The 5,835-nt window shown below is 41.4% G+C and carries 5 protein-coding genes; 4 read left to right on the top strand and 1 reads right to left on the bottom strand.

Going from position 1 to position 5,835, the window contains the following annotated elements; genetic code table 11:
• From AC1DPQ_RS15595 to AC1DPQ_RS15585, 3 genes are all read left to right on the top strand, one after another.
• The coding region (locus AC1DPQ_RS15595; RefSeq protein ID WP_477610124.1) for a PKD domain-containing protein at positions 1-2,751 on the top strand (2,751 nt) is incomplete at its 5' end.
• A complete protein-coding gene (locus tag AC1DPQ_RS15590) occupies positions 2,751-3,767 on the top strand; it encodes a PorP/SprF family type IX secretion system membrane protein (RefSeq protein WP_477610122.1) in 1,017 nt (338 codons plus the stop codon). The genes AC1DPQ_RS15595 and AC1DPQ_RS15590, both read left to right, overlap by 1 nt.
• A 23-nt stretch (positions 3,768-3,790) precedes the next feature.
• Positions 3,791-4,450: an MgtC/SapB family protein gene (locus tag AC1DPQ_RS15585; RefSeq protein ID WP_051691565.1), complete on the top strand. Its 660-nt coding sequence runs from the start codon at positions 3,791-3,793 to the stop codon at positions 4,448-4,450.
• Between the two features lie 119 nt (positions 4,451-4,569).
• Here the strand turns inward: AC1DPQ_RS15585 and AC1DPQ_RS15580 are convergent, their stop codons facing one another.
• A complete protein-coding gene (locus AC1DPQ_RS15580) occupies positions 4,570-4,923 on the bottom strand; it encodes an RDD family protein (RefSeq protein WP_477580813.1) in 354 nt (117 codons plus the stop codon).
• A gap of 109 nt (positions 4,924-5,032) precedes the next feature.
• On the opposite strand from AC1DPQ_RS15580, the gene AC1DPQ_RS15575 reads away from it, so the two are divergent.
• The coding region (locus AC1DPQ_RS15575; RefSeq protein ID WP_477610120.1) for a serine dehydratase beta chain at positions 5,033-5,835 on the top strand (803 nt) is incomplete at its 3' end.

Here is a 5,835-nt window from a genome sequence, read left to right as displayed (position 1 = left end):
ACACAGTACCGCGCAATAGTACAAAGTGGTAGCTGTGCAGAAGCCATATCAACCTCAACTACCATCACAGTAAATCCGGGTACCGTTGCGGCAAATGCAGGCGCAGATCAAAACTTGTGCAGTGGAAATGGCATTACCTTAAATGGGAACAATCCTTCACCCAACAGCGGTGCGTGGACTTTAATATCATCACAAGCTGGCCTTACCATAACCGACCCTACACTGTACAACACCACGGTTACTGGTTTGGTACCAGGGCAAACTTACACCTTCAGGTGGACCATTTCTGGTTTTAACGGCTGCCCCCCATCCGTAGATGATGTAACGGTTACTTATTACTCACCTGTTACCAATAATATTAGTGCATCATCAGCACCAGTTTGTGCAGGCCAAAGCATCGCCATTACAGGCGATACGCCTACTGGCGGAACGGGAACATTTGCCTACCAATGGCAGAGCAGTACCGATGGAAATACCTGGAGCAATATTCCTTCGGCCATCAACAAAGACTTAAGCCTAATTGTAAGCTCCTCAACTTATTTCAGAAGATTAGTGAACAGTACCATCTGTACTTCAATTAGTAATTCGCTACAGATTATCGTTTTACCAGGCCTAACCAACAATACCATTTCTGCCGATCAAAACATTTGTATCGGCACAGTTGCTGCAACTTTAACAGGTACTACGCCGAGTGGTGGTAGCGGAACTTACGTGTACCAATGGCAATCGAGCTTAAATGGAACAGCCTGGAGCGATGTATTGGGCGCAAACAGTGTAAGCTTTACACCTCCAACACCAATCGTAAGCATTTATTATCGTCGATCGGTAGCTAGCGGTGCTTGCAGCAACAATTTAAGTAACCAGATTAAGATAACAGTTAATCCACATGCTAAGGCAGAATTAGTTTTTAATACAGATAAAGGTTGTTCACCCTTTGTTTTAACGCCAACCAATATATCGGCTACACCTTATACAGACCGCAACAATACTTACACCTGGTTTGCCAATGGCGTACAGATTGGTACAGGAATTACCTTTCCTGGCTATACCATTGCAACAGATAACGAAACTGTTATTATCAAATTGGTCGTAACTAGCAGCCTGGGCTGTAATAACGATGAAACCAGTCATACTTTTAGCACAATACAAAATGTAACCGCCACCTATACACAAAATACAACATCCGACTGCGGACCTTTAAACGTTGTTTTTAGCAATACTTCCAATTCACTAACAGCAGCTACCTTTAACTGGGATTTTGGAAATGGCACCACTTCAAATTTGGCTCAACCGCCAGCGGTTACCTACCAGCCAGACCCAACAGGAAAAGATCTTACTTATAACGTTACTTTAAAGGCCACAACCGCTTGTGGCACCACCACGCAAACCTCAACCGTATTAGTAAAAGCAAAGCCGGTTTCCGTTTTTTCTCCAGATAAAACAACAGGCTGCTCCCCTCTCCCTGTTACCTTTAGCAATACTTCCCCTGGAAATTATACCAGCTATACCTACGATTTTGGTGATGGTTCAGCACCTTTAACCGTTACAGATAAAAATAGTGTAAGCCATACTTATACCACTTTGGCTGTGAGAGATTACATTGTAAAAATGACCGCAACCAATGAATGYGGAAGCAATGAATCTCAATATTCTATCCACGTTTCGCCTAATGACATTACGCCAGAATTGGTAGTAAACAGCAACCAACTTAAAGGTTGTGCACCTTTAAAAGTCGATTTCTTTAACAATACCAAAGGTGCCAGCACTTTTGTTTACGATTTTGGCGATGGAAGCACTACAGTAACCCATACTGCACCTGAAACCATATCACATACATTTACCCAACCTGGAAAATATACCATTACCTTATACGCATCAAACAACTGTTCTAATGCTTCAACAATCGAAACTGTTGAAGTTTTGCCACAACCTTCTGTGAGTTTCACATCAGATAAGACAAGTGGCTGTGATGGTGTTACCGTAAAGTTTAAAAACATCAGTACAGGTGCTATTGGTTATGTTTGGGATTTTGGAGATGGATCACCAACATCGAACGCTATAGAGCCTATGCATACTTTTAATGGTCCAGGGAAAAATTATACCGTTACCTTAATGGCAACCAATGCACTCGGCTGTACAAACAGCACTACCATAGCCGATTTTATCCATGTTGTTGCCCCACCAATCGCTACATTCACTGTTAGTCCTGGCAATGAAGTATCCATTCCCAACTATTCATTTGCCTTTAAGGATATCAGTACCGATGCCGTAAGCTGGGAATGGACTTTTGGTGATGGGTCGGGATCAACCCTGCAAGACCCAAACCATACCTATGCCAATGAAGGCACTTATAATGTAACCCTGAAAGTGCTGAACAAAGAAGGTTGTTCTTCAAGCACCTTCCAATCGGTGCGGATTATTGGTGTACCGGGTTACTTAAATATCCCCAATTCATTTATGCCCGCAAGTGCGAAAAACGAGATAAAAATCTTTAAAGCAAAAGGCCGCGGTATAAAAGAGTGGCAGATGTCTGTTTTTAACAAATGGGGACAGTTACTTTGGGAAACGACTAAATTGGACGATAACGCACCGCTGGAGGGCTGGGACGGTACTTATAAAGGACAGGAACAACCGCAAGGTGTTTATTACTGGAAAGTAGATATAAAATTTATTAATGGCAGCGATTGGAAAGGGATGACTTACGATTCATCTCCACCAAAGAAAACGGGCGTAATATATTTAATAAGATGATGAGGAGAGGGATAATATTATTTGTGTTTTGGTTGCTGCCGATGGTTTCGTTGGCACAGGACCACATTTATTCGCAGTTTTACAATGCGCCGATTTACTTAAATCCCGCTTTAACAGGTCAGTTTGAGGGCGACATCAGGTTTAATGCCTTATACCGCAACCAATGGACAGGGTTAGCCAGTGATTCTTCGTACATGAGTGCTTCTGGCGACCTCAATCTACGGAGATTAAACAGCGGCATTGGCCTAATTTTTAACCGCAGCAGCGAGGGTACTGCTTACCTGGTAAAGAACAATATTGCCCTAAGCTATTCCTATATCATCGGTGGAGACGATTTTGCCTTATCATTTGGCTTACAGGGAGGCATCACTAACCAAAAGCTAAACTGGGATAAACTTGTTTTTGGCGATCAGATCGATATCAATACAGGATATATTCCTGGTAGTATTTCTGGCGCCGAAAGGCCAAGTGTAGATAGTCGGTATTATTTCGATTCCAATGCAGGTGCCAACCTCGTAGTGGGGAAATTCATGATGGGATTAGCAGTACATCATCTTAACCGTCCGGATGAATCCTTATCAGGTTTTCAGGCCAAATTGCCGATGCGTATCTCAGGCAATTTAAGTTACAAGTTAACCTTGGTGCCAGATGAGTACGATCGCGATGGGAATTACCTCATCCCATCCATTGTTGCCTACAAACAGGGCAATGTGAAATCGTTCAGTGCGGGCATGCAATATAAATATGCGGGCATAAATGCAGGTATATGGTATCGCAACGATGGCAATTCGAATGGAAATGATGCGATTGTTTTTTCTGTAATCTTCGATATTTTTAACCGCAGAACAAACGKCGAAAAATTCAGGCTAGGCATCAGCCATGATGCTACAACCTCTAAAATCAACTACACCAACACCAGCGGAACATCCGAAATTGGCGTGGGTTATGAAAAATATTTTCCAAATAGTTCGAATGGTGGCAGGGCAAATGGCCTAAGATGTTACGATTTTTATTAATTTGCCTTTGATAATTCAAGGCGATGAACGAGATCATAGACCAAAACCATTTCATTACACAAAGTGAAATCAATAAATTTCTATTGGCTACCCTGCTTTGTGGCATAATCGGAGCAGAACGCGAATACAGAAGTAAATCTGCCGGACTCAAAACCATGATGATGATTGGTTTGGGTGCTACCCTATTTACCATTCTGTCTATCAAAATCGGACCAACCAGTCAAGACCGCATTGCCTCTAATATTGTTACTGGAATCGGGTTTTTAGGCGCTGGGGTAATTTTCAAGGAAGAAAACCGCGTTAAAGGGCTCACCACGGCTTGTATCATCTGGATTGTTGCTGCAATTGGAATGGCCGTAGGCTCTGGTTATTACGAACAGGCTATAGGGGTAACCATTGTGGTTTTATTGGCGTTGATTATTTTCCCCTTTTTAGAAGAAATTGGCGACCGTCGTTTTACCAAAAGGCTTTATCGCATTGTTAAAAAACAGCACACCCATGGCAATTTAGAAAGTTATGAAGAAGTTTTCCGCGAAAGTAAACTCAAACCACAGCGAGGGAAACACCAATTGGTAGATAATATTATCACAGGAAACTGGATTGCTACAGGCACACCTAAAAATCATCAGAAGTTTGTGGAGCGCATGCTTAAAGACGATGAGATTATTGAATTTGATTTTTAACCGCGTCGAACAAATCTATTTTTTGGGCTTGTAAGGCTAATTTTTTCTCTTCGATCACTATTGTATCCGACCAGCTGTCGTGCCAAGGCGTGCATGGCCTACCCAACGCACTGAATGGATTAAATGGGATAGCCCTCACTATATTTCTGATAAATGTTTTTTTGAAAACTCATATCGCTGCCATCGGCATTTACTGCTTTTGTTCCGGTAATTAACTTCCCAATCGACTTTCCTTTAAATAAGGTTTCCATAGCAAACATGGCTAGGGCATAAAACAACAACATCCATAAACGAAGGGTCAATTCATCCAGGCCACTTATCAGATTTGGTTTAAAGACGCGGATCAAGATTCCAATGCAGAACATGAGAACATAAAAAACAACTATATCGATAATGTAATTTATAAAACGCTTAGTGGTACTTGCATGACAGTAGTTTAGATTAACTTCCTGATAGTTGTTTTTGAGGTTCATTTTGAGCGTTTATATCCAATATTTCTAAGGTAAAATATTTTCATCTTCAGCCAAAATTAATTTATCCAAAATCATAAAACAATCATAGCTTTGTGTAACTATATTCATAATGATCAAGGAACAGATTTCAGTTTTCGATATTTTTAAAATAGGCATCGGCCCATCCAGTTCACATACCTTAGGCCCATGGCGGGCCGCACAACAGTTTACAGCTTCGCTTGCCCAAAACAATTTGATTGATGAAATTGAGGGCATAAAAATATTGCTTTATGGTTCGCTTGCCAAAACAGGTAAAGGCCATGGAACTGATGTAGCTATTCTACTCGGTTTAACAGGAGCTGATCCGGTAACTTTTGATGTAGATGCCGTTACACCAACCTTCGAGCGCATCCAAAGAGATAAGAAATTAAATCTTGCTGATCATTTAATTCTTGATTTTGATTACGATAACGACTTGCTTTTTCTTTTTGCCGAAAGTTTGCCCTTTCACCCAAATGCGGTTACTTTTCAGGCATTTTTAAAAGGTGGAAGCGCATTTTCAGAAACTTATTACTCTATTGGTGGCGGTTTTGTAGTTAAAGAAGGCGAAGACAATAGTAAAAAGCCACAGATAGACCTTCCCTTTCCCGTAGAAAAAGCAAAAGACCTTTTACACTGGTGTTTATCTACAGGTTTAAAGGTGAGCGAAATCGTGATGGAGAACGAACTGGCCTGGCGTACTGAAGCAGAGACGAAAAAAGGCATCCTGCAGCATTTTGCGGTTATGCGCGATTGTATTTATCGCGGATGTCATACCACAGGGTTTTTACCAGGTGGTTTAAATGTGGCGCGAAGGGCATTTCCGCTAAATAAACGATTAATTGATAAAAGTGATTATTCAGATTTTAATAGCTGGGTAGAAGCCATTAGAAA

Source organism: Pedobacter sp. 01T416_2, from assembly GCF_056398925.1.
This window is presented reverse-complemented; position numbering and strand designations above follow the sequence as displayed.